22 protein-coding genes, 1 tRNA gene, 1 pseudogene and 1 riboswitch are annotated in these 22,025 nt (G+C 33.9%); of the genes and pseudogenes, 15 read left to right on the forward strand and 9 right to left on the reverse strand.

Annotated features, from left to right (window positions below; all coding sequences use genetic code 11):
* The first annotated feature begins 389 nt into the window (after window positions 1-389).
* From OPS21_RS02780 to OPS21_RS02790, 3 genes are all read left to right on the forward strand, one after another.
* The gene (locus tag OPS21_RS02780; protein ID WP_017532507.1) at window positions 390-533 is read left to right on the forward strand and encodes a hypothetical protein; all 144 of its coding nucleotides are present in this window, start codon (window positions 390-392) and stop codon (window positions 531-533) included.
* A gap of 56 nt (window positions 534-589) precedes the next feature.
* Window positions 590-3,259: a pyruvate, phosphate dikinase gene (ppdK, locus tag OPS21_RS02785; protein ID WP_264336947.1), complete on the forward strand. Its 2,670-nt coding sequence runs from the start codon at window positions 590-592 to the stop codon at window positions 3,257-3,259.
* A gap of 157 nt (window positions 3,260-3,416) precedes the next feature.
* Window positions 3,417-4,694, forward strand: coding sequence for a hypothetical protein (locus OPS21_RS02790; protein WP_264336948.1), 1,278 nt, complete (start codon window positions 3,417-3,419; stop codon window positions 4,692-4,694).
* 334 nt (window positions 4,695-5,028) lie between these two features.
* Here the strand turns inward: OPS21_RS02790 and OPS21_RS02795 are convergent, their stop codons facing one another.
* Window positions 5,029-5,292, reverse strand: a complete 264-nt coding sequence (locus tag OPS21_RS02795) for a hypothetical protein (protein ID WP_264336949.1) — start codon at window positions 5,290-5,292, stop codon at window positions 5,029-5,031.
* A gap of 268 nt (window positions 5,293-5,560) precedes the next feature.
* Between OPS21_RS02795 and OPS21_RS02800 the strand changes: the two genes are divergently transcribed.
* Window positions 5,561-6,595 (forward strand): efflux RND transporter periplasmic adaptor subunit, encoded by a 1,035-nt coding sequence (locus tag OPS21_RS02800; protein WP_264336950.1) that lies wholly within the window; start codon window positions 5,561-5,563, stop codon window positions 6,593-6,595.
* A 278-nt stretch (window positions 6,596-6,873) separates the two neighbouring features.
* On the opposite strand, the gene grxD is transcribed toward OPS21_RS02800, so the two are convergent.
* Genes grxD through OPS21_RS02815 form a run of 3 tightly spaced genes read right to left on the reverse strand, consistent with a single transcriptional unit; the run spans window position 6,874 to window position 8,790 of the window.
* Window positions 6,874-7,197 carry a Grx4 family monothiol glutaredoxin gene (gene grxD, locus OPS21_RS02805; protein ID WP_063631065.1) on the reverse strand — a complete coding sequence of 108 codons (324 nt, stop codon included), beginning with the start codon at window positions 7,195-7,197 and terminating at the stop codon, window positions 6,874-6,876.
* A gap of 16 nt (window positions 7,198-7,213) precedes the next feature.
* The gene (locus OPS21_RS02810) at window positions 7,214-7,432 is read right to left on the reverse strand and encodes a BolA/IbaG family iron-sulfur metabolism protein (RefSeq protein ID WP_006012412.1); all 219 of its coding nucleotides are present in this window, start codon (window positions 7,430-7,432) and stop codon (window positions 7,214-7,216) included.
* A gap of 38 nt (window positions 7,433-7,470) precedes the next feature.
* The gene (locus OPS21_RS02815) at window positions 7,471-8,790 is read right to left on the reverse strand and encodes a malic enzyme-like NAD(P)-binding protein (RefSeq protein WP_264336951.1); all 1,320 of its coding nucleotides are present in this window, start codon (window positions 8,788-8,790) and stop codon (window positions 7,471-7,473) included.
* 119 nt (window positions 8,791-8,909) lie between these two features.
* Between OPS21_RS02815 and pgsA the strand changes: the two genes are divergently transcribed.
* The 9 genes and pseudogenes from pgsA to OPS21_RS08140 form a co-directional block, all read left to right on the forward strand.
* On the forward strand, window positions 8,910-9,452 hold the full coding sequence (gene pgsA, locus OPS21_RS02820) for a CDP-diacylglycerol--glycerol-3-phosphate 3-phosphatidyltransferase (RefSeq protein WP_264330557.1): 543 nt from the start codon (window positions 8,910-8,912) through the stop codon (window positions 9,450-9,452).
* 99 nt (window positions 9,453-9,551) lie between these two features.
* On the forward strand, window positions 9,552-10,499 hold the full coding sequence (locus OPS21_RS02825; protein ID WP_264336952.1) for a hypothetical protein: 948 nt from the start codon (window positions 9,552-9,554) through the stop codon (window positions 10,497-10,499).
* A gap of 67 nt (window positions 10,500-10,566) precedes the next feature.
* Window positions 10,567-11,244 (forward strand): outer membrane protein assembly factor BamD, encoded by a 678-nt coding sequence (gene bamD, locus OPS21_RS02830; RefSeq protein ID WP_264336953.1) that lies wholly within the window; start codon window positions 10,567-10,569, stop codon window positions 11,242-11,244.
* A 7-nt stretch (window positions 11,245-11,251) separates the two neighbouring features.
* The gene (locus tag OPS21_RS02835; RefSeq protein ID WP_211907905.1) at window positions 11,252-11,992 is read left to right on the forward strand and encodes a YebC/PmpR family DNA-binding transcriptional regulator; all 741 of its coding nucleotides are present in this window, start codon (window positions 11,252-11,254) and stop codon (window positions 11,990-11,992) included.
* Window positions 11,989-13,029, forward strand: coding sequence for a M23 family metallopeptidase (locus OPS21_RS02840; protein WP_264336954.1), 1,041 nt, complete (start codon window positions 11,989-11,991; stop codon window positions 13,027-13,029). Before OPS21_RS02835 ends, OPS21_RS02840 begins: the two co-directional genes overlap by 4 nt.
* Window positions 13,013-13,882, forward strand: coding sequence for an SPFH domain-containing protein (locus OPS21_RS02845; RefSeq protein WP_264336955.1), 870 nt, complete (start codon window positions 13,013-13,015; stop codon window positions 13,880-13,882). The genes OPS21_RS02840 and OPS21_RS02845 overlap by 17 nt, the downstream gene beginning before the upstream one ends.
* Before the next feature lie 76 nt (window positions 13,883-13,958).
* A riboswitch (TPP riboswitch) is annotated at window positions 13,959-14,061 on the forward strand.
* The gene (locus OPS21_RS02850) at window positions 14,050-14,334 is read left to right on the forward strand and encodes a SemiSWEET family sugar transporter (RefSeq protein WP_265027698.1); all 285 of its coding nucleotides are present in this window, start codon (window positions 14,050-14,052) and stop codon (window positions 14,332-14,334) included. It overlaps the preceding riboswitch by 12 nt.
* Window positions 14,306-14,986: a thiamine diphosphokinase gene (locus OPS21_RS02855; RefSeq protein ID WP_319606860.1), complete on the forward strand. Its 681-nt coding sequence runs from the start codon at window positions 14,306-14,308 to the stop codon at window positions 14,984-14,986. The genes OPS21_RS02850 and OPS21_RS02855 overlap by 29 nt, the downstream gene beginning before the upstream one ends.
* Window positions 14,987-15,536: 550 nt before the next feature.
* A pseudogene (locus tag OPS21_RS08140) lies at window positions 15,537-16,425 on the forward strand (transposase); the annotation flags it as partial.
* Window positions 16,426-16,541: 116 nt separating this feature from the next.
* Here the strand turns inward: OPS21_RS08140 and OPS21_RS02875 are convergent.
* Window positions 16,542-17,471: a gamma-glutamyl-gamma-aminobutyrate hydrolase family protein gene (locus OPS21_RS02875; RefSeq protein ID WP_264336961.1), complete on the reverse strand. Its 930-nt coding sequence runs from the start codon at window positions 17,469-17,471 to the stop codon at window positions 16,542-16,544.
* Window positions 17,472-17,531: 60 nt separating this feature from the next.
* Window positions 17,532-17,604 (reverse strand) — tRNA-Phe (locus tag OPS21_RS02880).
* Between the two features lie 74 nt (window positions 17,605-17,678).
* Between OPS21_RS02880 and coaD the strand changes: the two genes are divergently transcribed.
* Window positions 17,679-18,185: a pantetheine-phosphate adenylyltransferase gene (gene coaD, locus OPS21_RS02885; RefSeq protein ID WP_063630499.1), complete on the forward strand. Its 507-nt coding sequence runs from the start codon at window positions 17,679-17,681 to the stop codon at window positions 18,183-18,185.
* Between the two features lie 71 nt (window positions 18,186-18,256).
* Window positions 18,257-18,466 carry a zinc-finger domain-containing protein gene (locus OPS21_RS02890; protein WP_006013766.1) on the forward strand — a complete coding sequence of 70 codons (210 nt, stop codon included), beginning with the start codon at window positions 18,257-18,259 and terminating at the stop codon, window positions 18,464-18,466.
* A gap of 14 nt (window positions 18,467-18,480) precedes the next feature.
* Here the strand turns inward: OPS21_RS02890 and OPS21_RS02895 are convergent, their stop codons facing one another.
* From OPS21_RS02895 to OPS21_RS02905, 3 genes are all read right to left on the reverse strand, one after another.
* Complete coding sequence (locus tag OPS21_RS02895; RefSeq protein WP_143689098.1) at window positions 18,481-19,107, reverse strand: phosphatidate cytidylyltransferase; 627 nt, start codon at window positions 19,105-19,107, stop codon at window positions 18,481-18,483.
* A complete protein-coding gene (gene uppS / locus OPS21_RS02900; protein ID WP_264336963.1) occupies window positions 19,097-19,792 on the reverse strand; it encodes a polyprenyl diphosphate synthase in 696 nt (231 codons plus the stop codon). The genes OPS21_RS02895 and uppS overlap by 11 nt, the downstream gene beginning before the upstream one ends.
* Before the next feature lie 235 nt (window positions 19,793-20,027).
* A complete protein-coding gene (locus OPS21_RS02905) occupies window positions 20,028-21,893 on the reverse strand; it encodes a DNA polymerase V family protein (RefSeq protein ID WP_264336964.1) in 1,866 nt (621 codons plus the stop codon).
* Window positions 21,894-22,025 lie beyond the last annotated feature (132 nt).

Here is a 22,025-nt window from a genome sequence, read left to right on the forward strand (position 1 = left end):
TTTAATAGAAGCTTCTTGACAAATCTTGTATTTATTGGCGAAATTATGGCGGCTGCATGCCTTTTTTATTTTTTCTACATTCGGCCAGATCGCGCTTATTTAAAGCGTTAGCACATTATCAATTACAGTAATAAAATTAGCACCATGTGGATTCTTTTGCCTTTTTTTGATTGGTAAATTTCTTAACACTTATAGCTAAAGTAATTTAAGAGAGCCAGCGCGTGACTAGTTCTTATTACTTGATCAGTCTTCTGGATCCCAGTACTGGGATGACAGGAGTGTGAGATAAGGCTACATTCATACTCCAACAGGTATGACGGTGTCATTCCAGCACTTGATGCTGGAGTCCAGAAGTCTTTACTATAAATAAGCATATTGAGCACAAAATTATGCTAAAACACAACGTTTTTGTTGAGATTATGGACGAACTGGATTCCAGCGTCATGCGCTGGAATGATATCATAGAGTTCATTGAGATGACAGACTTGAATGACAATAGGGACACTAGAATGAAAGGAAAAGAGGCTATTTAATTGTGCTGAATTTTACAAAATTTATTACTCCTGCCTGACAAATTTATTAGAATAGTATGTTTATTAGTGAAAATCCGAAAAAAATGCAAGAAAAGTTAATATATTACTTTAGCCAAAGCAACTGTGAAGGTAATGCAGCAATGAGAAATCTACTAGGAGGGAAGGGAGCAAATCTGGCAGAGATGTGTAACATTGGCATTCCTGTTCCACCTGGTTTTACAATTTCCACTGCTGTTTGTCAGGCCTATTGTCAAGATAATGAATTGTCTTGTGATCTACGTAACGAGATAAAAAACTACATGGCGATGCTCGAAAGTGACATCGGTTGTAAATTCGGGGATTCAAATAATCCTTTATTAGTTTCCATACGCTCTGGTAGTGTGAATTCAATGCCGGGCATGCTTGATACTATTTTAAATGTTGGTCTAAATGATGAAACCGTTGTTGGGCTTGCAAAAAAAAGTGGCGAACGTTTTGCCTATGATAGCTACTGTCGTTTCATCATGATGTACTCGAGTGTTGTACTACAGCTTGACCATCACTTATTTCAAGACATTGTTGATAGTGAACAGCAAAAGAGTGGAGCAAAAAGCTTAGCTGATCTTGATGTTAATGTTTTAAAGAAAATTGTTAATGATTTTAAAGAGATAGTATGTGAGAAAATAGGAAAAAATTTCCCGCAGAACGTTGAAGAGCAATTGTTAAACTCAGTTAATGCAGTATTTGCCTCTTGGAAAAATGATAGGGCTGTTTCCTATAGAAGAATACATAATATTCCTGAAAACCTTGGAACAGCGGTCAACGTGCAAGCAATGGTTTTTGGTAATTTAAATGATAATTCTGCAACCGGCGTGATATTTACACGTAATCCTTCAACTGGAGAAAAAAAGCTTTTTGGTGAGTTTTTAGTTAATGCTCAGGGTGAGGATGTGGTTTCTGGTGTTTATACTCCTATGCCAATTGACGGGGAGCAAGAAAGTACCATGGAGAAGTTGCTACCAAGTGTCTACCGAGAATTATGCGCGGTATGTGAAAAACTTGAAAGGCATAATAAGGACATGCAGGATATCGAATTTACTGTACAGGACGGTAAGTTATGGATTTTGCAGACTAGGTCTGGCAAGCGCACAGCCGAAGCTGCTATTCGCATAATAGTTGATATGGTAGAAGAAGGAGCGATTACAAAAGAGGAAGGAATATTGAGAATTGATCCAAAAACTTTTGACAATTTATTGCATCCAGTTCTTGATGTTAAAATCGATCAAGAAGTAATAGGCAAAGGACTGCCAGCTTCTCCAGGTGTTGCTTCTGGATATGTAGTATTCAGTGCAAGTGATGCTGAAAAAGCTGCAGAGCAGGGTAAAAAAGTAATTTTGGTAAGATCAGAGACGAGCCCTGAAGATATTAATGGAATGAATGCTGCAAGTGGAATAGTAACAGCGAGGGGAGGTATGACCTCCCATGCCGCTGTTGTAACTCGTGGAATGGGTAAACCATGTATTTGTAGTCTAAGTGGACTTTATATTGATAAAGATGAAAAATTTCTTTCTATGGGGGATATAAAAGTAAATAAAGGTGAACCAATCACCATCGACGGAGGAACAGGAGAGGTTATGCTTGGTATTCTTCCGACAGTTTTGCCTGAATTATCTCAAGAGTTCAAAACGATAATTAACTGGGTAGATAAAATCAAAACAGTGAAGGTGAGAGCGAATGCTGATACTCCAAAAGATGCAAAAATTGCGAAAGAATTCGGTGCAGAAGGTATAGGATTATGTCGCACAGAACATATGTTTTTTGCTAGTGATAGAATCGAATTCATTCAAAAATTGATAATAGCTGATGATGAAAATGAAAGGGCAAATGCATTAAATAAACTCGAAGAAATGCAAAAGTCTGATTTCAAAGAAATATTTTCTATTATGGAGGGCAGGGAGGTTACTATACGTTTACTTGATCCACCTCTACATGAGTTTTTGCCCCACAATCAATCTATTATAGAGAAAATTGCCAAATCACTGAATAAGTCAGTTGAATCAGTAAAAAATAAAATAGCACAGTTATCAGAAAAAAATCCAATGCTTGGCCATCGAGGTTGTAGACTTGCTATTTCTCATCCTGAAATATATGGCATGCAAATTAGGGCAATACTCAGTGCTGCAAGTGAATTAAGGAAAGAAAAGAAGATAGAAGTGAAACCTGAAATCATGATTCCTTTTATCATGAGCGAGAAAGAGTTTGTTCTGATATGCGAGTTAGTAAAGAAAGAAGCTAAAAATTTCGATGTGAATTATTCAATCGGAACGATGATAGAACTGCCAAGAGCAGCACTTATTGCTGACAAACTCGCAAAACACGCAGAATTTTTTAGTTTTGGCACTAATGATTTAACACAAACAACTATGGGACTTTCACGAGATGATTCAGTTAATTTCCTCGATTCTTATAAGGAAAGCAACATATTCAAAAACGATCCCTTTGAAGTGCTAGATGTCGAAGGGGTAGGGGAATTAATCAGAATAGCTATCGAAAGGGGCAAAAAAACCAGAAAAGAAATTAAACTTGGTATATGTGGAGAGCATGGAGCGAATCCACAGTCCATAGAGTTTTTCATCAAATCAGGGGTCGATTATGTGTCATGCTCGCCTTACAGAGTACCGATTGCAAAATTAGTGGCAGCACAGCTTAGCATAAGTTTGTTGGGCAGCACAACTGTACGAACATAGATTTCGCTAACAAGTAGCGGAATGATGATTTTTCAAATTGTCGATAAATCTAAGTCAGTTTAGCTATTTTGCTGCTACTTTTTTTCTTAATATCTTAAGAAAGATTGACTTTTTGTTTAAAATAATATAAGATAAAGTAATAGTGAGTTAGGTAAAAATGTCAATATCAAAAGAACGTAAGGAATATTTACTAGAAAAGTTTAAATATGCTGCCAAAGAATTTGGCAAGTCTGGTACAAAGTCCAATCATCTAGCAGTACCAAAGGAACAGCAACTCTCTATTGATTTAGGTAATAGAAAGGTTTTTGGTATCATAAATAAGATTCTGTATTGGATAGAGAATAATTTTACTTATTTTTTTCCACGATATAATTTGTTTCCAGAAATTGGAGTTGAAGGAAGAAAAATTCCTGGAACTAATACAAGGGTTAAGCATTTTACTCCAGATGACCAAGCAGAATATACTAAAATTCCTTATAAAGGAAAATTATACGTGGACTTAATGCCAGAAGTGGAAGGTAACAAGTTAAAAGGCTTTAAAGGCAAACTATATGATACAACTGATAAAATTAGTAAGGGTAAAAAAGGTTGTGTAGCTTATGTTATCACGCTTGATGGAAAATTAGTAACTCATGAACATATTAATGTTAACAAAAGCGAATGGGCTTATCGTCATTCAACTCTTGCAGGCGGTAAGCCGATTTTATGTTCTGGTTTAATGAAAGTGGTAAATGGTAAAATAACTTATATAGACAATAATAGTGGGCATTATAAACCAGAATCAGCAAACTTATACAATGCAGTGAAAAAGTTAGAAGGTCTATTTTCGAAAGATGCAAAAGTTGTTTGCCTACCATATTGGATTAGCTTGAAAAAACAAATTCCGCTTATACGCAAAATTAGTCTAGCCAAACGAGAACCTGTAGAGAAATTCTTGGAAAGGATGGAGAAAAAAGGGAAAGATGGATTGACTCAATATGAAAGACATTTTCACAGGATAAAAGAATTTAATGAAAAATACTCAGAGAAATTAGAAAGCCAGTCGGTTTATGCTAAAGTAGCTGCTCATAATTATAAATCAGTGCCTATTTCAGACTGCAGTAATCCTAAAATAATAAAAATGGCAATAGAACACTCAATAAGGAGAATTATTGGAGCAAATTATGGCTATAAACCAAAACTTGATATTAAATATAATGAAAAAGAAGCTGTAGGTGTTAATGTAATTTTTCACTATAAAGATGATCGCAGCAAGTTTATTGAAATTTTAGACTTACATATATGTAGCTATTTATCACGTATTCAAGAAAATAAATATATAATTACGATGAGCATAGAACAGGCTAATAAATTTATAAAGGACACTTTACAAATTAAAATTGATAGTGTTGAGCAATTGGGTACCCATTTAGTGATGGGCTATTACCCTATTTAAATATATGCTAATATATCTATTCAGCAGAGTGGCAAAATAAGGTGGATGAGAAAAGACAACCATATAAACAAATGGGTGTCATGAAAGTAGCTCCTTTGTTGTCATGCCAGTGCTCAGACACTGGCATCCAGTTAAATTTACGGAGTATAATGGATTCGAGTGTCTGCTACTTGAATGACAAGCAAAGTCTACTCGGATGACAAGAAAGGAAGCACCGAAAATAAATAGGTGTCATCCCAGTGCTTGACACTGGGATGACACCTATTTGTTCCTATAGTTGTCTTTTCCCATCTACCTTATTTTACCACTCTGCTGAATAGATACCTTTATTTTACTATAGAACAGACACTGAATCTGCAAGATCATAGAATTTATTTCCAATCTCTCTGAATGTACTACTTATATCAATAGGTGTCGACTCTTCTTGTGAATCAGATTTAAATAAGCCATGAGTATCTTTCAGACGATAGTACCACTTGCAGTTATTTCGCTCCGCTGTTACCTGCCAACTATTACCTGGTGATTTTTCTTCACATTCTCTATAGCAATCATGAAGTGCCTTCCATTCAAATGGAGGATTGAGTATAAGATTTGTCATAATATATTCCTTAATTATAGAACTAATACCACGTTAGTACTTATATGCTAATATAATGTTAATACTTATATTAGCATAATAACTTTTCAGATACGGTTTCTTGATTAAAAATTCCATTTTAGCAATAAAAAACTTACTTATTATAGGAAAATTTCCTCATATAAAACTATTTATAAAGTGACAATAGATGTATTATACTTAGATTCTGATTTGAAATTTTATGCAGTTGTTTCTAACAAGATTGGTCAACAAATTTTACTGTTTAAGGATGAGAAACAAAGTAATCATCGTTTCCGGTATTGCTCTTATTCTACTGTTTTTTATCAACAGTACATTTTTAAAAAAAGATCAGGCGGTTCATAGTGATAATCCAATTAGTAGTTTTTCAGTAAAAACTCAGGATTATACTCCACAAAATCGCGCTGTATATTTAAATTTTTCTGGTACAGTAAATCCCTTGCATAGAGCAAGCCTTGTCTCAAGAACAAGTGGTCAAGTTATTGCCGTTTATTTGTCTGATGGTGAAAAGGTAAAGAGAGGCGATGTAATTTTAAAGATAGAAGATTATGACAGAGTTGAGCAAGTTGAAAAAGCCAAAGCTTTATTAAATCAGCGTGAAATTGAGTATGATTCCTCTCGAAAATTGAATACAAAAGGGTATGGAGCGCAAATAAAAGTGGAATCAGCTTTTACTGCGTTGCAGAGTGCAAGAGCTGACCTAAAAAGGCTAGAGTTGGATTTGGAAAATACTGCGATTAAATCCCCTATTGATGGTTATGTAGATAAGATCAACGTAAATGAAGGGGATTTTGTTAATTCTGGACAGAAGATAACTGACATAGTTAATTTTGATCAAGTTCTTGTAGTGTTGTATGTTTCAGAAAATGAAGTAAATAAAATAAAACTGGGTAGTGCAGCGCAAATTAATTTGCTAGACGGAAGGGAATTAGTAGGTGAAGTGAGTTTTATTAGTAAAATTGCTGAGCCTAAAACTGGATCTTATAGAGTGGAGGTAAAGGTAACTGATAATGAGATTATATCCTTGCAAGGACTGACTGCTAGTGTAAGCCTCCCTTCAGGTGAAAGATTTGCATATAAAATTCCTTCTTCGGCCTTAAGTTTAAGTGATGATGGCGTTCTTGGAATAAAGATTGTTGATGACAATAATTATGTAGTATTTACAGCAATAGAAATTGTTGATCATGAAGATGATGGTGTTTGGGTAGTCGCAAATAATGAAAGTAAGCCTATAAAGTTAATAACATTGGGTCATCTATTTGTTAAGCCTGGTGATAAGGTATAACTCGAATGTAACATGACAACGAATCCTGTCATCCCAGTGCGTGGTCATAATCTCATCAAAAACTCAAAATTCCTGGATCCCACCTGGGATGACACCAAATGAGCTACTCGCATTTTTGAGGTATAAATCACAATATTTGTACAGTTGTGTGTGTGCTACTAAAAGGGTGTCATTCAAGTAGCTGACACTGAAATCCAGAAAAGAAGGCAGTGTCTGGACACTAACACTATGTTTTTATCTATCTTATTTTGCCACTCTGCTGAACGGATACTGTAAACTTACTCCGCAATAACCTTTTTTTCTTTTAACAAATTTTGTAATTCACCTTTTTCATACATCTCGCGGATTATGTCACAGCCACCAATAAACTCTCCCTTTATATATATTTGTGGAATTGTTGGCCAATCAGAAAAACTTTTTATGGACTGACGTATTTCATCATTCTCAAGTACGTTGATGCATTTAAACTTTACATTCAAATTTTTGAGAATTGATACGACGAGCCCAGAGAATCCGCATTGAGGAAAGTCAGAGGTGCCTTTCATATACAGCACTACATCGTTTTCTGCTATGTCTTTTTTTATTTGTTCAAAGTTGTTCATAAATATCACCTTAATTTTAAGCTCCAGTTTCTAGTTGCAATGCATGTATAGACTGACCTTCAAGAGCCTTGTATACCATTCTGTGTTGTTCTATTTTTGTCTTTCCAGAGAAACACTTGGAAGTTATTTTTAAATGGTAGTGATCATCATCTCCAGCAAGGTCTTTAATTTTTATATCAGCATCAGGAAATGATTGTTTGATAATTTTCTCTAACTCGTGAATTGTAATAGTCATCAGTTTATTTTAATTATAAGTCTAAAATATGCAATTGATTATTGTGAAGACAATAGATTCAGCATGCTGAGAGCACTAGCAAGACGAGATTTTAATTGACTTGCATACTCATTCCAGTCCTTTATTTCCTTTCTTGCTACACCTGAGGTAACTGCAGCTTTTGCAACAGCAGGAGATACTATAGAAATTAATCTTGGGTCAAATGGAGTAGGTATTATATATTCACGTCCATAGCTCATTTTACGACCACCATAGGCTGCAGATATCTCGTGCGGCACTGGCTCGCGAGCAAGCTTTGCTATTGCATCTGCAGCGGCAATTTTCATTTCATCATTTATTGTCGTTGCATATACATCAAGTGCCCCTCTGAATATGTAAGGAAATCCCATTACATTATTGACTTGGTTGTTATAATCTGACCTACCAGTTGCAATTATTGCATCTGGCCTTACAGATTTTGCAAATTCAGGCCTTACTTCTGGATCAGGATTAGCAAGAGCGAAAATGACCGGGTCTTTGCTCATGCTTTTTAACATCTCTTCGCTAAGCACATCCTTTGCAGAGAGTCCGATGAATACATCAGCGCCTTTTATGGTATCAAGTAGAGAACGTTCTTTAGTGTCAATTGCATATTTTTCCTTCCACTCATTCATGTCCTCTTTTCTGTCTTTATGTATTACTCCTTGTTTGTCACATAGTACTATGTTCTTAGCGCCCATAGACTTCAGTATTTCCAAACACGCAATACCAGCTGCTCCAGCTCCATTCATGATGATCTTGACGTCTTCTAATTTCTTTCCAGCAATATCGAGGGCATTTTCTATACCAGCTGCAACAACTACTGCAGTTCCATGTTGATCATCGTGGAACACTGGAATATCCATCAATTCATTTAGACGTTTTTCTATTATGAAACAATCAGGAGATTTTATATCTTCTAAATTTATTCCCCCCCAACTTGGCCCAAGATACCTTACTGCATTGATGAAATTTTCTATATCTTCTGTGTCAACTTCTATATCGACTGCATCAATGTCAGCAAAACGCTTAAATAAAACAGCTTTGCCTTCCATGACGGGTTTTGAAGCAAGAGGACCTATATTACCAAGCCCAAGCACTGCAGTGCCATTTGAAATGACAGCCACATAATTGCTTTTTGCCGTGTAATCATAAACAGCTTTAGGATTTTTAGCTATTGCAAGGCATGGGGCTGCAACACCAGGGGAATAAGCAAGTGATAGGTCATGCTGTGTGGATAAGGGTTTTGTTGGTATAACCGATACCTTACCAGGTTTACCACTTTTATTATGGTACTTAAGTGCTTCTTGTTTTGTGGTGTTATCTAAATCATTATTCATGCTTTGAGCTTATTGTTAGTAATTTTTTAAGTATATGGGGTTTTTATGAATGTTCAACTATTAGCTTGTGAATTCTGTTGTACTTCTGTATAAGTTTATCTACCAATAGTGTGACTTACATGCTTAAGAAAAACGTGCCTAATTTGCTAACAATTTCTCGTGCGCTCGCGATACCGGCAATAATATCAAGCTTTTATATAGAAAGTAAATATGCAAGTCTAATAACAATATTGATCTTTATGTTTGCGTGCATTACAGATTTTTTTGATGGTTATTTAGCACGTGCATGGAAAGTCCAATCGAATTTTGGCAAATTATTTGACCCAATTGCTGATAAGTTAGTAGTAGTTTCAACAATAATCATGCTAGTTTATAAGCAAAAAATAGATGATGTTACAATTATACCGTCAGTTATAATTGTTTGTAGGGAGATATTAGTTTCGGGTTTACGAGAGTTTTTGATAGCTACAAACGTTAGTCTACCTGTGAGCAAAGCTGGGAAAATTAAAACATTTTTTCAGATGGTTGCTATAGTGGCATTAATAATGAGTGATTATGAAACAACTAAATACATAGGTGTGATTTGTTTGTGGGCTGCAGCTGTTATGACTATGTGGTCAGGCTATAATTACGTTCTAGCTGGCATCAAACAGATTGACTAAATTGCTTAAGAGTATACAAAGAAAGTTAATAATTTCACAATATTGACTGATTAGTTAAAATCCTGTATAATGTATTAGTTTATAAGTTGGTCTGTTCATATGACTAGTATTACAGGCACTAAGTTTTTTTTAAAAAGATCCAAAGGTAAAAAAGGTGCTAAAATGGAAGATTTTTTCTGGGATTTTTGGCCAACAGTTGATGAAGAAGTCAGAAAAGAAAGAGAGGAAGAAAAAAGCAAAAAGCTCGAACAAGAACTATTAACACTAAAAAAAAGAGAGCTACATAGGAAATGTGTATCATTGGTAACAATGGTTCCATTTGCATTATTGATGGCAATTGAGCTCGAAAAAACATGTAGCGATCAGGTATTACTTGGCCTTATAAGCGGTGCATTAGGCCATATTATATTACCTTTCACAGTCTTATCTCTTATTTGCACGCTATATTTAATTTATAATAATAGAAAAATAGCAGAAAAAGAACGAGAGTTGGGGAATATTGAAGATGGAGAAAAAGAAAAGAAAGATGTTCCTTATACAGTTGATGATTACCTTAACTATGCTGATGCTGCTTTAGTTACATTAGTTATTGTGGCTAACATAGTAAGTGAAGCATTGGGGCAGGGAATAATAGAAGACGTAGCTTTTTCAATTTCTAGTCTATTTTACTTTGTAGCGAGTGCTACTTTCTGCTATCGCGAGTACAAGAAAAGTAAAAAATATGAAGTAGAAAAAGAGCAAGACTTTGATGAGAAATCTGAAAAAAAGATAAGCAATATGTCTGTAGCCAAGTTAATGCTCGCTGGTTCTTCTTTATTACTAATCAGGAGAATAATATTGATTTCTGGAGTAGCATTAGCATCATCTACTGTTGGGCCTGCTTTAGGTCTGGTAGGTATTGCTCTTTTGATGGTAGGAAGTGGATTGATCACACATTCTTATAGTAGAAAGCTAGAGAACGTAGAAGTGAGTGGAAAGGGTGTTGCAATAGGTGGTGGTGCGAGCAATATAGGTAATGGTGGCCAAGAGCCGCTTTTCGTTCGATGATAATGCCAAAAATTTGTTTATTTAGGTAATATTTAGTCTATACTTTATTTTGATCAAAAAAAATCTTATGTATAAGACTTTAATCATATGCTTTTTTCTTCTGACTTGCCCCTTCACGCAGTCGTATGCGAATGATCTGGAACACACTGAAACTGAACTATATGAGGAGGCAGTTAAGCTTTATGATCAGAAAAAATATAAGCAAGCTATTAGAGCATTTCAAAAGATAGAGGATTTGTATCCTTTATCTTATTGGGCAATGAAAGCAAAATTATTATCTGGAGTTTCTTACTATAATATGGGTAACTACAGCAGTGCTGCAAGTGATATGGATGATTATATATACGTTTATCCAAATGGTGAAGATTTGCCATATGTATATTACTTAAGAGTATTATCTTATTACATGCAAATTAATAAAGTGCAGCTTGGGCAACAAATTGCATATAAAACTTTAGAGCTAGCTACTGAATATATTAATCTTTTTCCGAATAGCGAATATATAGAAGAGATCAAAGAAAAAGAAAAATTAATCACAGAACATATATCAAAAAAAGAGTATTCTATTGGTGAATTTTACCTAAAGCGTGGTGAATATTTAGCAGCAATTAAGCGTTTTCAAAATATGATAAGCGATAAATATTCTTCTAGAGTTATTAGTTATTTAATAACAGCTCACTTAGCTCTTGGCCTTGACTTAGAAGCTGAGCAGTATGAAAATATGTTAGCAGAAGGGGTGAATTAGTTTTCTTATGGCTGGTCATTCACAGTTTTCAAATATAAAACATCGAAAAGGTGCTCAGGATGCAAAGCGCTCGCAAAAATTTACGAAGCTCATTAGGGAAATAACAGTTGCTGCAAAACAAGGGCTGCCTGATCCCGAACTCAATCCACGTCTTCGCTCTGCTATCTTTGCTGCGCGAAAGGAAAATCTACCAAAAGATAAAATAGAAACAGCAATAAAAAATGCAGCTGGTAACGTTGCTGGAGAAAGTTATGAAGAAATACAATATGAAGGCTGCGGACCTTCTGGTGCTGCACTTATTGTCCATGCTCTGACAAATAATCGCAACCGAACTGCTTCTGAGATACGTTATATCTTTTCTCGCAAAGGCGGTAATTTGGGAGAAACAGGATGTGTGAGTTACCTTTTCGATCATGTAGGCTTAATTGTCTATAAAGCAGAGGGTATAAATTTTGAAGATTTATTTAACTATGGAATTGAATTAGAAGTATTGAATGTTGAGGAAAATAACAAAGAAGAATTATATGTTATAACTTGTGAAGTAAAAGACTTTGGTAAAGTACGTGACGCTTTCTATACAAAATTTGGAGAACCAGAACTTGCTCGTCTTTCATGGCAACCAAAGGACCTGATTGAAGTTAGCGACAAAGAATTAATTGATAAATTATCTATATTAGTTGAAGAGCTAGAAGATAATGATGATGTGCAGTATGTTGAAGGTAATTTTATTTTTGCTGATAAACTATGAGGCTGGTAATACTTCCACTGCTTTGTATTTTACCAGCATATTCAACTGAAACATTTGCGCAGAAAGACTATTGTCATTCCAGTGCCCAGACACTGGAAATTGATTGTAAACAGCACGCTATACAACATTTTCGATTAAAAAACTGGTCAAGCACTGGAATGACACTAACCCACTCTCCAGTGTTATTCCAAGACGGGATCAGAAAAAAAGAAGCTGCTTTCGTGACAGAAAGTGATAGAAAGCTATCATTCATATCCAGTGACATAAAATCCTCTTTTTTTGATGCAGGAGGTTTGGCGCCAAATACGGTGATGAAATTAATCAACGTATATAAAGATTTTGGTATAGATTTTAAAAAAGACATTGTGCCAAAAGGTAAGTTGGAGGTTCTTTTTGAGAAATCGCTCGGTAATCAGAAAGCTGAAGAAAAAATTTTATATACTTCACTGACAACAAACAATAAAGCCATTAGCTTATATCATTATAAATCGCAAGACGGCAAAGAAAGGTATTTTAATAAAGAGGGTGTAAGCTTAAAGAGTTTCGTAAGTCCTTTGAACGGAGATTTTCGTATATCCTCGAATTTTGGTAATAGAAAGCATCCCATTCATGGTAAAATTGCTTTTCATAAAGGAGTAGATTATGCAGCTAAACTTGGCACTCCTATACACGCCACTGCAGAAGGTGTAATAGAATATATAGGAAAGAATGGTGGCTATGGGAATTACATCAAAATAAAGCACAACAATAAATATTCAACTTGTTACGCACATATAAGCAAATTTAGTAGCGATATAAAGTTAGGTTCTAAAGTAAAGCAGGGACAAATCATTGCTTATGTTGGCAGCACTGGTGTTGCAACAGGACCTCATTTACATTATGAAGTTATATATAATGGTAAACATATTGATCCGCTTACGATAGCTCATGGCAATGAGCTAAAGTTGCCTGATCGTGAATTAAGAGAGTTTAAATTATTTGTAAGTAAGGTAGATGAAATAATCAGCAGAGAGGGTGCAAGTGAAAAAGCAATCTGATAAAGACAGCACAGATAAAAATACGATAAGTGATAGAAATTTAAGTAAAATTCAGGCTTTTCCTGTACTAATAGTACTAGGATTAGTTTTATTGGTACTTTTTGTGTATGACAGCACAATTGCACTTGGAGTTGCTGCTGTTTCAATTTTGACTTTTCTTCAGGCACTTTTCGTTAATGACCCTAATGAAGCAAGAGTGATAGAGTTTTTTGGTCATTATATTGGAACTTATTTTAAGTCTGGAATATGCGTAACGCTTCCGTTTTCGAGTAAATATAGAGTTTCTCTGAAATTTCAGAATATCAATACAGAAAAAATTAAAGTTAATGATGCTAATGGAAGTCCGATAGAGATTTCAGTAGTAATTGTTTGGAGAGTGAGCAGTCCTGCAAAGGCGTATTATAATGTTAATAATTATCATGATTTTGTTTTTGTGCAAAGTGACTCGGTAATTAGAGAATTGGCAAGCAATTATCCGTATGACAGCGAAAGTGATGAGGAATCTTTGCGTAAAAATTCTGATAAAATTTCTAATGAATTGCGGTCAATGCTACAACAAAGATTGAATATTGCTGGAATTGAAATTGCAGAAGCGAGAATATCGCATTTGGCGTATTCATCTGAGATTGCACAAGCAATGCTGAGACGTCAACAAGCACATGCCATCACCTCTGCAAGAAGGCATATAGTGCAAAATGCAATAGGAATTATCGAAGAAGTAATAGCCCATTTTGAAAAAAATAAAAGCTTACAATTGGATGGAAAACAAAAGGTTCAATTGATAAACAATTTGCTAGTTGCTCTGATCTCTGAGCAGGATGCACAGCCGACTATTAGTTTGGATAATAATTAGCATAGAAGCCGATAGGGTTTCATGAATGCAAGTCACTGTTAATTTCTTGATTAATAGACTAAATGATGTTATAAATTACACGCATTAGGGGTGCTCTAAAAAAGCTGAGAGTACATAAAGTACAACCCTTTGAACCTGATCTTGTTAAAACAAACGTAGGAAAATGTATGTATATAAATATTGAAGAGTGCTTTGGCTTCATCGCGTTCATTACATCTCTCATTGGGTTATTGCCTCAAGTATATAGAGCATATATCACAAAACTTACTCGTGACGTATCGATGCTAATGTTGGTGAATTATCTTATTTGTTCATCATCTTGGCTTATTTACAGTATTTGTCAGGGTTTAACTTTTGTGATACTCAGTAATATTGATGGATTAGTGATCAGTATAATATCAATTGTTCAAAAATGTTACTACGATGCAAAAACTGCACGAAGCGTTTTATAACCATATGCTACATTGTAGCGTGGAGCAAGAATATCGTTCTATTGTAGTACTAAATGGAGAAAGACCCGATTCATCGTTTTTTAAACAAGATATACCTGTTATTGCTGTAGATGGAGGAGCAAACAAGCTTCTATCAATTGGCGTAAAACCTGATCTTGTAATAGGAGATTTGGATAGTATAAATCCGAATTTACGTGCTAATTTAAATACAGTATATCTACCTGATCAAGATTATTGCGACTTTTCTAAAGCAATGGCTCACTTAAAAACAGTAAAGTTATTGCCATCAATAGTAACGGGTATTACTGGAGGAGCAATTGATCATATACTACAAAATATCAACATTTTTTCAAGTACAGATAGTATCTTTTATATGCCTTCGCCTTCCATGGTGGGGTACGCCTTACAAAAGGGTATTACCTGTTTTTCCTCTTTGCTAAAAAATACTAAAATATCCTTACTTGGTATACCGAAAGCTCAAATATCAACTAAAGGATTAAAATGGGAACTATGCCATAGTAACCTTGCTTTTCCAGGAAAGAATTCTTGCTTTAATCGAAGTCTAGGCAATGAGTTATCTATAGAAATACACAGCGGCGTGTGTTTAGCAATGATATATTTAGAAGCAGTAAATGATGATGGTGTGTATTGAGTTAAAACATTAAGAAAAAAAAAGTAGAAAAACCGTGTTAACACTAATTCTAAAAACTACAGGCGCCTGTTGTTAGCTAAAGTAAAGGTCAAATATCTGGAATTCTGGACATAAAATCCTCCTGTATAAAAAAGATTCAGAATGTACACACAACAGATGTGGCTGAATTTTTATTGAAAAATTGGTTAAAAGGTCTGCAGACCGAGATAGATTTTGAGCTCTCTCAATATCTCTACCGTCATTATAATGGCATCTTGAGTATGCGGAAGCAATTTTTTCATTAAAATAAAAAATTTTATTCTACAGCGCGGCTACTTGAATGACAAGGGCCACTCGGATGATAAGAAATGGATCACTGAAAAAAGTAGGTGTCATTCCAGCGTGTGACGCTGTAATCCACTCTTTTCGTTAATCTCATCAACTTAGGATTACTTTTGTACCTAAAATTCCTAGATTCCAGTGGGCTTTGTTGCATAGGTCAAATAAAAAGAGCTGGCAGTTACTGACAAAATTCACTATAAGACAAGCATTTAACCTACTAAAGAAAAATATGCCACAAAAAATGAGAGTCAGTAACTGCCATGAATATAACAAATTTCTCCAAGAGAGGGGAAATATTTTTTATTACGTCAATGATGCCATAGAAAATTGGTACGAAAAAGGTCCAAAAATGGCTGTTGGCAACTATATTTATAGCGATAAGTTCGTGATTCTGGTTCACATAATAACTTATTTATTTAGAATAGGTCTGAGACAAACAGCGGGATTTATAGCAGGGTACCTTGAGCAAAACTTGCAAGTTATTACAGGCCTCAAGAAGGCTTAAAAAACTTAACATCAAAATTGAAGACATGATAAAAATAATACAGAAGATATTGAGATTGCCATAGATAGTACAATAATATTCCAGGTCATAGCAAGGCAAATGGTACAGATAGAAAGTATCGCCGCTATGAGCAAACAAGATGTAATGCTAGAGATAGGTAGCAAAAAAGTTATAGCAGCAAAATACAGTGGTGGAGTTTATTCTGACCACTATGGAGCATGTGATCTTATTGCAAGGATTGATGTTAATATAATATAAGCACACTATATGCAGACAGATCGAAAGAAGTTATACAAACTGTGCGATGAGCTTGACATAAAGACAAGGATTCCTCCGCAAAATAATGCAGTAGAGCATCCAAAGTTGGATTATATGGATGAGAGAAATTCTACAATCAAGCTCATAAAGTCATATGATGAAGATGGTATGAAGAGGTGGAAAAAAGAGATAAATTATGGGAAGAGATCTTATATAGAAAGTTTTTTCTCGCGACTGAAGCAAACATTTTGGTTTAGTTTTAGAAACAAATCTGAGGTTAATCGTGAGAGAGCTCAAGTGTTATTTGCTTAACAAAATTACTGATATAGGCATGGCTAAATTTGAGATAGCTTCATTCCACGTTACCTATTATCCGAAGAGTGATGCAATAAAGCCATTCCAGTGTCACAAGCTGGAATAACAAGAAAAAGGGTACTGGCATGACATTAAATGATTTTCCTTATTTTAGCATTAAACGCGATGAAGAAAATCATTTATAATCGCTATAGCAACTAGTGTTGAAACCTGACGTGCTTTTTGGCTTGACAAACGAGAGTTTTTATTTGATTTGACAACAAGGGCTTCTAGATGACTTTGAAAGTAAATATTACCATGCTTATCTTCGATAGCTTCTATTACCCCGTCATTGGCAAATGCTGCAATTTTATATCCAAGTAGCTCTAGCCTTCTTCTATTCTCTGTAGTATTACTTACTGTACCTGAATGAGCATTCGGAAAATAAGTTGAAAACCAGCCATTTTGATTAGGTAGTAAAAATCTAGCTACCACTTTTTCCAAACGACTACCTGGAACAATTTTTATCTGCTGAAGAGGTATATTCTCTTTTTGTGCTGATTTTAAATGATTCTTCTCATCATTAACAACATTTGTTACTTCAATTTCTTTTGCATACATAATGTCTTGTAAACCACCGCATATGGCAAGCAAATGAATTGTAGGATTGTCATCTACTATTTTTACAATTGCTTCATTCACAAGCTGGCGGTAAGGGTTAAGAGCTGAATGAAAGTTATCTGAAATAAATATTCTGTTTATCTTTTGCTTTTTGATAAATTTTGCAACTTCAACTTTTATTCGATCTAGTATCAGCTTTTTTGCCAATATTTCATCTTGTTTTGCAAACTCTTCTTGGATTTCTTTTAGATTAATTATTTTGTCGTAGTCAATGAATATAGTTTTAACCCCAAAATTATTGAATATCTCATAGATATTTTGAGATTCATCTATTTTCAATAAACCAACAATTATATTATAATTTACTGCATTCTCTGCTGTCAAAGCAGATGGTTCTTTGTTTGCTTTTTCACTATAAGCGATATTACTTAATAGTAGAAATGTAATTAATAGTATATAAAATATTCTATTGTAACATTTATACATTATTTCCTAAATAATTATATTAATACTATAATATACTATAGAACATTAAGAAAAAGAATGTGGCCTGAGCAGGAATCGAACCAGCGACACAAGGATTTTCAGTCCTTTGCTCTACCAACTGAGCTATCAGGCCAACTACGTACTTTCATTTTTAGACAAAAAACGTTATCATGTCCATCAAAAGTTTTTGAAGTATAGAAACAAAGAATGAACATTAATAACAAAATAGGAATTTATCCTGGTACATTTGATCCTATAACTTTGGGGCACCTTGACATAATAAAAAGAGCATGTAAGCTAGTCGATAAGTTAGTAATTGGTGTTGCAGAAAATGTTAACAAACATACTAGTTTCAACATAAATCTACGCACAAGCATGGCTGAAAATGAAGTGAAAGGACTAGGAATTGACGCAGATGTCATATCTTTCAATGGATTATTAATGAATTTTGCCAAAGAGCAAAATGCTTCTGTTATTATCAGGGGGCTCAGAGCAGTATCAGATTTTGATTATGAATTTCAAATGAGCTGGGTAAACTATAAACTCCTTCCTGAAATCGAAACTATATTTCTTCCTGCATCTGAAGATACTCAATTTATCTCATCAGTTTTTGTGAAAGAAATAGCGAGATTAGGAGGAGATGTTAGCAATTTTGTATCAAAAAGTGTCCAAAGCGAATTGATTAATCTAAATAGGGTAAAAAATGGAGAATAAATATTTGTTGTTTTCTCCACTTCAAAGCGGTTATGCTCGATGTACAAAATACTATAAAATAAAGGAGCAGTATGTCAGAAGTGAGGGATAATAATCTAATAGTTTGCTGCCGTGGTGATGAGAATGATGATGGTTCTGGTCATCCAGTAGTATATTTACATAAAGAAGGAGAAATGTATTGTCCTTATTGCAGTAAGCCCATGAGTGAAATAGTAAACTCCGAAGAATTTCAATTTGTTGAGGTGAAAGCAGTGAATAAAAAGGAAAGGACCAAAGGTTAATAGCACTTCATTCTTTAGCTTATGTAAATAGCAATAAAGGGGGCAGTAAAGATGAAACTGTCCATACGGTCAAGTACTCCTCCATGGCCAGGTATTATACCTCCACTATCTTTAACATTGTAAACTCTTTTTATGAGTGATTCAGTAAAGTCTCCAAGTTGGGCTAGAATAGCAATTGTAACGCCAATTATTGGGGAATAGAAAATTGGAAATAAACTCAAAAATATTGAGCCAAAAATTGTACACACTATTCCAGCTAAGACTGCACCAAAAAGTCCTAACCAAGTTTTCCCAGGGCTAATGATTGGACAAATTCTAGTTTTACCAAAATTTTTGCCGAAAAAATAGGCAGCAATATCGATGCTCCAAATAGTTAAGATAAGCCATACTAATGCATATTTTCCCTGTGGTAGATTATATAGGCATATTAGCGAGGCATTTGGTAGTGCGATTAATAGTAATGCGAAAATGTATAAGATTCTATTGCCCTGAGTTAGATTATACCATTCAAAAGAAGATAAAACTGCAATTGAAAAAATTAGTAGATAAAATGATAAATCACTGAAATATGTAGCAAAAGAAAATATGAGTAATATTACTATTGAGGACAATATTCTAACCATAAAGTTATTATCTACCATATTTTTTTTCTCTTTTTGTATAATCTTCTAGTGCTTTGGTCAAATCTTGACAAGAAAAATCGGGCCACAAAGTATCACAAAAATACAATTCAGCATAAGCTGCTTGCCATAATAAAAAATTGCTTAACCTTTTTTCGCCACCAGTGCGAATTAATAAATCCAATTTTGGCAAATCTTTAGTATACAGAAATTTTTCAAATTCCTCTTCCAATACGCAATCAATATTTCCTTTTATGACGTTGTTGATAGCATGTATAATTTCCTGCTTTGCTCCATAACTAACTGCAACAGTGAGTAATAGACCATCGTTCTTATGTGTCACTTCTTCTGCTTTTTTGATTTGATCGAATATTTTACTGGGCAATAGACTTAAATTGCCAATAAAATTTAACTTAATGTTACAATTGTAAATGAATTTCATTTTATCTTCATTAGTTAAAGTGGAGTAAAATAAATTAAATAGGTAGTCTGTTTCGTTTTCAGATCTGAGCCAATTTTCCATGGAAAATGCATACAAAGTTAAGTAAGGTATGTCTAAAGTTGTGCAATGTTTAGCAATATCAAATGCAACTTCGCTGCCTTTGCTATAACCATCAATTTTTACCATTCCTTGATTCTTTGCCCACCTACCATTACCATCCATAATAATTGCTAGATGTTTTGGCAGAGATTCTAGATTCAACATTTGAATTCAACCTGTTCTAATTAGCTTAATGTGTATGAAACGTTCACTATATCCACTTAAAACTATATTATTACTGAAAAATCATTGATAGTCTATACTCTACTCTATGAATAAAGTTTTCTGAACCTCGGTGTCAGCTACCAGTGATTTTACCAAGAAAATATAGTAAAAACAGTCTGATATAGATGGTTTTACGATATAGTAAAATTATTATAAATAAATGAATTTAGTAGTGTTAGGAATACCTAGCTCTTTCATGTGGATTGATATTTTCAATAACTTGCTCTAGAGATAAATTATATAATGTTGACACAGGTTCTTTGCATCCAATATATCTTTTAAATCTAGGGAATGATATAAGTGAATTTATATTTATGTCCTGCTCTTGAGGAAGATCTTTAACGTCTAAGCCAATCTCTGGGGAAGGATATTGAGTATATATGCTCAGCTCTTGGGGAACATATTTAATTATATCTTCGTAAATACGTTCCTTGTTGTTCAAGTAATCGATATTAATATCTGTAATTTTACCAGCTTTACGCAGGAGTATAGCAAGCCTCAAAGTCGACTTTACGCTAGGTTTAAAATTTTTAAATATATTAACAAATACCTTACCAGTAACATTATCTGTTATTGCTTTTAGCTCTTGAGTGGTAACAGAATTGATGCCCTTAACAGCATTTTGATCTTTTAGTAGTGTTATAATCCTTTTGCCATTCAATTGTGCACTATCAAGTAGAAGTCGAAATTTTTCAGTATTAATAGAATTGATAAAATCCCGACTGTTTAGTAAATCCATAATCATGGGGCAATCAAACTTATTACTACTAGATATAAGTTCAAGTTTTTCAAGATCGATAGAATTGACTCGAACGAATAGACTCTGACATTTTAGTATTTCTCTAACATCTGTAGGATTAAACTTAACGCTTTTGCATATAATTTTTAATCTATTACCATCAATAGAATGGAGTTGAGGTAATGAAGTCTCTAGTATTTCTGCAATCTCTTTATCTGTAAAAAAATAATCACTTTTCATGATACTAACTTTACTCTCATCAAGAGAATTGATTTGATCAAACAAACTCTGATCTTTCAGTAAATTCATAATATATCCTTGATCAGAATATCTAAATATCAAGTCAAATATTTTACGATTCATCGAATTGATGCGTTTAACAACTTCCTGATTTTCTAGTAATTCTATAACAATACTGGTACCATAAAACTGCCTAAATACGGATTTAGATTTTTCAGGATCAATCAAATTTATAAGCTTAATAAATTCTCGATCTTCTAGTACTTTTATACTACTAAACTTATCATTCTCAACTATGTATTTAAGTAGTTCTTCACTAATAAGGTTGATATTCTCAATAGTGTTTGGATTTTTTAGTAATTCTACAATAATACTGGTATCATTAAACTTATCAGTATTAAGTATGATTTTAAATTTTTTAGGATCAATCGAATTGATACGTTCAAGAATTTTCTTATTTTCTAATAATTTTGTCATATCTTCATTACTAAACTTACCGATGTCAAATATGAATTTAAGTATTTCTTCATTAATATAAAGCTGACTACCATCAACAATACAAAACTGATTACCATGAAAAACATAAAACTGATCATCATCAACACGGTTTTCATTATCAGTATCATTTCCTTTATTTCCTAGTGCTTCTTTAGCAAAGTTATTCAGATCATTTTTTTCATCTTCCTTGTCATCAATATTATCATAATATTCATGATCTTCTTCACTCCCCTCGTCATCACTACTGTCAAATTCATCACTACAAACCTTCCCATCTTTTAGCATTTCTAGTATGCCTCCTTCATTTAATATCACTTCAAACACGTCATCATCAAAATCATTGATGTTATCAACGATCTCCTTATTTGATAGTAATTCTTCAATACCTTTGCAACTAAACTTATTATTATACTTGCATAAGATTTTAAGTTTACTGTAATCCATTGAATTAATGCCATCAACAACTCTTTGAATTGATAGTAACCTTCTGTTATAAGCCTTGCATATCAGTTGAAGTTTTTCGTTATCTAAATCTTCTGCATTGCCTGCTTTATCAGAATCCATAATCTTATTTTAATTTACTTAGTATTTTAGTTTAAAATATCTAGAAAAAATAATCAAGCATCTTTAGCCAAACTTTCTAATAGATAAATTAAAAAAAATTGAACGTTTGGTAATGACGACATATGTGGAGAA

The organism is Wolbachia endosymbiont (group B) of Chorthippus parallelus (genome assembly GCF_947251815.1).
In the GTDB taxonomy this organism is placed as follows: domain Bacteria; phylum Pseudomonadota; class Alphaproteobacteria; order Rickettsiales; family Anaplasmataceae; genus Wolbachia.

Coding starts and splice junctions, on each gene's coding strand:
- OPS21_RS02780 (WP_017532507.1), top strand. CDS start 390: ATGCTAAAACACAACGTTTTTGTTGAGATTATGGACGAACTGGATTCC.
- ppdK (WP_264336947.1), top strand. CDS start 590: ATGTTTATTAGTGAAAATCCGAAAAAAATGCAAGAAAAGTTAATATAT.
- OPS21_RS02790 (WP_264336948.1), top strand. CDS start 3,417: ATGTCAATATCAAAAGAACGTAAGGAATATTTACTAGAAAAGTTTAAA.
- OPS21_RS02795 (WP_264336949.1), bottom strand. CDS start 5,292: ATGACAAATCTTATACTCAATCCTCCATTTGAATGGAAGGCACTTCAT.
- OPS21_RS02800 (WP_264336950.1), top strand. CDS start 5,561: ATGAGAAACAAAGTAATCATCGTTTCCGGTATTGCTCTTATTCTACTG.
- grxD (WP_063631065.1), bottom strand. CDS start 7,197: ATGAACAACTTTGAACAAATAAAAAAAGACATAGCAGAAAACGATGTA.
- OPS21_RS02810 (WP_006012412.1), bottom strand. CDS start 7,432: ATGACTATTACAATTCACGAGTTAGAGAAAATTATCAAACAATCATTT.
- OPS21_RS02815 (WP_264336951.1), bottom strand. CDS start 8,790: ATGAATAATGATTTAGATAACACCACAAAACAAGAAGCACTTAAGTAC.
- pgsA (WP_264330557.1), top strand. CDS start 8,910: ATGCTTAAGAAAAACGTGCCTAATTTGCTAACAATTTCTCGTGCGCTC.
- OPS21_RS02825 (WP_264336952.1), top strand. CDS start 9,552: ATGACTAGTATTACAGGCACTAAGTTTTTTTTAAAAAGATCCAAAGGT.
- bamD (WP_264336953.1), top strand. CDS start 10,567: ATGTATAAGACTTTAATCATATGCTTTTTTCTTCTGACTTGCCCCTTC.
- OPS21_RS02835 (WP_211907905.1), top strand. CDS start 11,252: ATGGCTGGTCATTCACAGTTTTCAAATATAAAACATCGAAAAGGTGCT.
- OPS21_RS02840 (WP_264336954.1), top strand. CDS start 11,989: ATGAGGCTGGTAATACTTCCACTGCTTTGTATTTTACCAGCATATTCA.
- OPS21_RS02850 (WP_265027698.1), top strand. CDS start 14,050: ATGTATATAAATATTGAAGAGTGCTTTGGCTTCATCGCGTTCATTACA.
- OPS21_RS02855 (WP_319606860.1), top strand. CDS start 14,306: ATGCAAAAACTGCACGAAGCGTTTTATAACCATATGCTACATTGTAGC.
- OPS21_RS02875 (WP_264336961.1), bottom strand. CDS start 17,471: ATGTATAAATGTTACAATAGAATATTTTATATACTATTAATTACATTT.
- coaD (WP_063630499.1), top strand. CDS start 17,679: ATGAACATTAATAACAAAATAGGAATTTATCCTGGTACATTTGATCCT.
- OPS21_RS02890 (WP_006013766.1), top strand. CDS start 18,257: ATGTCAGAAGTGAGGGATAATAATCTAATAGTTTGCTGCCGTGGTGAT.
- OPS21_RS02895 (WP_143689098.1), bottom strand. CDS start 19,107: ATGGTAGATAATAACTTTATGGTTAGAATATTGTCCTCAATAGTAATA.
- uppS (WP_264336963.1), bottom strand. CDS start 19,792: ATGTTGAATCTAGAATCTCTGCCAAAACATCTAGCAATTATTATGGAT.
- OPS21_RS02905 (WP_264336964.1), bottom strand. CDS start 21,893: ATGGATTCTGATAAAGCAGGCAATGCAGAAGATTTAGATAACGAAAAA.